Source organism: Brevibacterium sp. AGC70 (genome assembly GCF_057334195.1).
In genome coordinates, this window is sequence record NZ_JBHFIH010000001.1 from 367280 (window position 1) to 372122 (window position 4843).

The window sequence follows — 4843 nt, forward strand, 5'->3', positions numbered from 1 at the left end:
GCTCCCCGGCGGCCGAGACTGCCTTCTTCACATCCTGGGCATGGGACCGGGAGGTGATGAGCAGGACGTCCTCGGTGTCGACGACGACGAGATCGTCGAGGCCGACGATCGCAACCGTGCGCGGCTTCTTGGACTCCGAGAAGACGACACCTGAGGCGTCGATCTCGAGGAGGTCGCAGTTCTGACCGATCGAGATGACCCCCGCTGGCTCACCTGGCACCGGCTGGCGCAATCGTGCCACGGAGTCGAAGTCGCCGACGTCGTCCCAGCCGAAGTCGCCGGGGATGACGATGACACGGCCTGCCGCGGCAGCGGGCTCGGCGACGACGTAATCGATGGCGCGCTTCTCCAAGCCGGGCCACACGTCGGCAAGCACCTCGGCCTGAGCATCCGAGCCCCACGCTTGCGCAATCCGAGACAGACCTGCATACAGGGTCGGATCCTCGGTTTCGAGGACCTCGAGGAGGGCGGAGGCCTTGGCGATGAACATGCCGGCGTTCCAGCGGTAGCGGCCGGAATTGACGTAGGCGCGGGCCGTGCTCGCAGCCGGCTTCTCAGCGAAGGCCATGGCTCGCCGCGCAGTCGGTGCGCCGTCGAGGCCCAGCAGGTCACCGGTCTCGATGTAACCATAGGCGGTGGCGGGGTTGCGGGGCATGATGCCGATGGTGACGATGTCACCGGTCTCGGCGGCAGCGCAGGCCTGGTCGATGACCAGCCGGAACTCGTCGACGTTGGTGATCGAATGGTCTGCGGAGAACGAGCCGACGATCGCGTCCGGGTCTTCCTGTGCGATGAGCATGGTCGCCAGACCGATCGCGGCTGCCGAATCCTTCGGCGAGGGCTCGGCGAGGATCTTGTGCACCGCGATCTCGGGAAGCTGCTCAGCGACCTGATCACGGTGGCTCTCCCCCGTCACGACCCACACCTTCTCGGGTCCGACGAGGGGTGCGACACGATCCCAGGTCGACTGGATCAGGCTCCGGCCCGTACCCAACACGTCATGGAGGAACTTCGGCGATGCCTTGCGGGAGAGCGGCCAGAGCCGGGTTCCGGATCCGCCGGCGGGGATGATGGCGTGGAAGTGTGTGTTCACACCATCAGTGTCTCAAAGTTCGGGCACTCTCTGACCGATGTTCTCCGCCGTGTCGGGGTGAGGAGAACCGTAACCAGACTGGCTCCAATCCGGAAAGGATCCCGACTCACCAGGTCAGCCCGGCGGCCAGAAAAGTTAGCACACACGATTGTGATGTAATTGAATTTCGTCGTATCCGAGAATGACCGCTGTGAGGGAACTGCCAGGAACTTAATGTGATCCACCACGCTCAGGCGAAGCTCGACTGGCAACCAGGCGGCGTTCGGCGTAGTTTCTTGATGTACACAGTCGATTAATCCAAGATGGAGGATGCTCCGTGGCCAAAGCGTCTACGGGCACTCTGTACCGAGGAAATGAAGGAATGTGGTCCTGGGTCGCGCATCGCGTCACAGGCGTCGGAATCTTCTTCTTTCTGTTGGTCCACGTGCTCGATACTGCACTCGTTCGCGTCTCACCCGAGGCCTACAATGCCGTGATCGGAACCTACAAGACCCCGTTCATGGCCATCGGCGAGATCGCACTCGTTGCCGCAATCGCATTCCATGCGTTCAACGGCCTTCGCGTCATTCTCGTCGACTTCTCGAAGAGCGGACCGAAGAATCAGAAGAAGCTGTTCTGGGGAGTCATCATCGTATGGCTCATCATTATGATCGCCTTCATCCCCCGCCAGCTGATGCACACGTTCGGAGGATGACATGAGCACAACATCGATCCCGGCTCCGCGCACCGGCTACTCGCGCCACAAATCAACACGTTCGAAGTTCGAGATGTTCGCATGGCTGTTCATGCGCATCTCCGGCGTCATCCTCGTCATCCTCATCTTCGGCCACCTCTTCGTGAACCTGTGGGCCGGAGAAGGCGTCCAGGCCATCGACTTCGGGTTCGTGGCCGGCAAATGGGCCAGCCCGTTCTGGCAGATCTGGGATCTGCTGATGCTGTGGCTGGCAATGCTGCACGGCACCAACGGCCTGCGCACCATCATCATGGACTATGCCGAGAAGCCCGGCACCCGCATGGCCCTGCAGATGATCCTCTACATCGCTTCGGTCATCGTCATCGTGCTCGGCACGCTCGTCATCTTCACATTCGATCCCTGCCCGGCCGGAGCCGACCCCGCATTGCTGGCGTCGTTCTGCTCGGCCGCATAGAAGGAGAAACATGCAGGTACATCAATACGACGTCATCATCGTCGGTGCCGGTGGCGCCGGGATGCGTGCAGCGATCGAATCGGGCCAGCGTGCCCGGACCGCAGTCCTGACCAAGCTCTACCCCACGCGTTCGCACACCGGTGCGGCCCAGGGCGGCATGTGCGCCGCACTGGCGAATGTGGAAGAGGACAACTGGGAGTGGCACACCTTCGACACCGTCAAGGGCGGTGACTACCTGGTCGACCAGGATGCCGCCGAGGTCATGGCCAAGGAAGCCATCGACGCGGTCCTCGATCTCGAGAAGATGGGGCTGCCCTTCAACAGGACACCCGAAGGCAAGATCGATCAGCGTCGCTTCGGTGGTCACACCCGTGACCACGGCAAGTCCCCGGTCCGTCGCTCCTGCTACGCAGCCGACCGCACCGGTCACATGATCCTCCAGACTCTGTACCAGAACTGCGTCAAGCACGGTGTCGAGTTCTACAACGAGTTCTACGTCCTCGACCTGGCCATGACCGAGGTCGACGGAGTCCGCCGTCCGGCGGGCGTCGTCGCCTACGAACTGGCCACCGGCGAGATCCACCTGTTCCAGGCAAAGTCGGTCGTCTTCGCAACCGGCGGCGTGGGCAAGGTATTCAAGACCACCTCGAACGCACACACCCTGACCGGGGACGGCATGGCTGTGGCCTACAACCGGGGCATCCCGCTCGAGGACATGGAATTCTTCCAGTTCCACCCGACCGGCCTGGCCGGTCTGGGCATCCTGCTCTCCGAGGCGGCCCGCGGCGAGGGCGCGATCCTGCGCAACTCCGATGGTGAGCGCTTCATGGAACGCTACGCCCCGACGATCAAGGACCTCGCTCCTCGTGACATCGTGGCCCGTTCCATGGCCAATGAAGTGCGCGAGGGCCGCGGCTGCGGTCCGAACAAGGACTACGTCCTGCTCGACCTCACCCACCTCGAGCCCGCGCACATCGATGCCAAGCTGCCCGACATCACCGAGTTCGCCCGCACCTACCTCGGTGTGGAGCCCTACACGGAGCCCGTGCCGGTCTTCCCGACCGCGCACTACGCCATGGGCGGCATTCCGACCAATGTCGGCGCCGAGGTGCTCGCTGACAACGACAACGTCATCCCCGGCCTCTACGCCGCCGGTGAGGTTGCCTGCGTGTCCGTGCACGGTTCGAACCGCCTGGGTACGAACTCGCTGCTCGACATCAACGTCTTCGGCAAGCGCGCCGGCATCGCCGCCGCGGAATATGCGAAGACCGCTGACTTCGTTGAGCTGCCGGAAGGTTCCGAGGGCGATACCGTCGCACTCCTCGAGAAGATGCGGACCTCCGACGGCACCGAGCGCATCGGCGCCATCCGCAAGGATCTGCAGGAGCTCATGGACGCCAACGTCCAGGTCTTCCGCACTGACGAGACACTGCGCGAAGCGCTCGACGAGATCGCGAAACTGCGTGAACGTTACAACAACGTCGGCATTCAGGACCGCGGCAAGCGCTTCAACCTCGACCTCCTCGAGGCCGTCGAGCTGAACTTCCTGCTCGAACTCGCCGAGGTCATCTCCGTCGCCGCCATCCACCGCAAGGAATCACGCGGTGGGCACTTCCGAGAAGACTTCCCGGATCGTGACGACGAGGGATTCATGCACCACACGATGACGTACCTCGATCCTGATTCCGAGACCGACGGCATCAAGGGCATGCGTCTGGAGACGAAGCCCGTCATCGTCACCCGTTACCAGCCGATGGAGCGTAAGTACTGATGAGCACCGATACCTCAACCGAAACCCCGGAGCCGGCCTCGAAGATCGACCTGCCCGACCATGTGGCCGGCGACAGCGGTTCGATCCCGTCGTTCGACTGCACCTTCCAGATCGCACGCTTCGATCCCGAACAGGACGAAGAGGCGCACTGGGAGGAGTACAAGGTCACCATGTACGGCACCGACCGTGTCCTGGACGCCCTGCACAAGATCAAGTGGGAGGAGGACGGTTCGCTGTCCTTCCGCCGTTCCTGTGCCCACGGCGTGTGCGGCTCCGATGCCATGCGCATCAACGGCCGCAACCGTTTGGCCTGCAAGACCCTGTTGAAGGATCTGGACACATCCAAGACGATCACCGTCGAGGCGATCAAGGGCCTGCCTCTGGAAAAGGACCTCATCGTCGACATGGAGCCCTTCTTCCAGTCGTACCGTGAGGTCATGCCGTTCCTCATCACGTCCGGTCACGAGCCGACGCGTGAGCGTCTGCAGTCGGCCGAGCAGCGTGAGGCATTCGACGACACCACGAAGTGCATTCTCTGCGCCGCGTGCACCTCGTCGTGCCCCGTGTTCTGGACCGATGGCCAGTACTTCGGGCCGGCAGCCATCGTCAACGCGCACCGCTTCATCTTCGATTCGCGTGACGAAGGCGGAGACATGCGCCTGGAGATCCTCAACGACAAGGAAGGTGTGTGGCGTTGCCGCACCACCTTCAACTGCACCGAGGCCTGCCCTCGTGGCATCGAAATCACCAAGGCCATCGCCGAGGTGAAGCAGGCAGTCCTGCAGCGCGCATTCTGATCTGAACTTCTGAATCGCCGAGGCGGTCGTGGGC

The 4843-nt window shown here is 62.8% G+C and carries 5 protein-coding genes; 4 read left to right on the plus strand and 1 reads right to left on the minus strand.

Annotated elements, in window-relative coordinates; all coding sequences use genetic code 11:
- On the minus strand, nt 1–1093 hold a 1093-nt coding region (locus ACE03M_RS01665), incomplete at its 3' end, for a mannose-1-phosphate guanylyltransferase (protein WP_485932397.1).
- 316 nt (nt 1094–1409) lie between these two features.
- Between ACE03M_RS01665 and sdhC the strand changes: the two genes are divergently transcribed.
- From sdhC to ACE03M_RS01685, 4 genes are read left to right on the plus strand one after another with little or no spacing between them, the layout of a single operon-like run.
- Nucleotides 1410–1787 (plus strand): succinate dehydrogenase, cytochrome b556 subunit, encoded by a 378-nt coding sequence (gene sdhC, locus ACE03M_RS01670; protein ID WP_101572978.1) that lies wholly within the window; start codon nt 1410–1412, stop codon nt 1785–1787.
- Between the two features lies 1 nt (nt 1788).
- A complete protein-coding gene (sdhD, locus tag ACE03M_RS01675; RefSeq protein ID WP_485932399.1) occupies nt 1789–2241 on the plus strand; it encodes a succinate dehydrogenase, hydrophobic membrane anchor protein in 453 nt (150 codons plus the stop codon).
- Nucleotides 2242–2251: 10 nt separating this feature from the next.
- Complete coding sequence (gene sdhA, locus ACE03M_RS01680) at nt 2252–4012, plus strand: succinate dehydrogenase flavoprotein subunit (protein ID WP_485932401.1); 1761 nt, start codon at nt 2252–2254, stop codon at nt 4010–4012.
- Complete coding sequence (locus ACE03M_RS01685) at nt 4012–4809, plus strand: succinate dehydrogenase iron-sulfur subunit (RefSeq protein ID WP_096157341.1); 798 nt, start codon at nt 4012–4014, stop codon at nt 4807–4809. The genes sdhA and ACE03M_RS01685 overlap by 1 nt, the downstream gene beginning before the upstream one ends.
- The last annotated feature ends 34 nt before the right edge of the window (nt 4810–4843 follow it).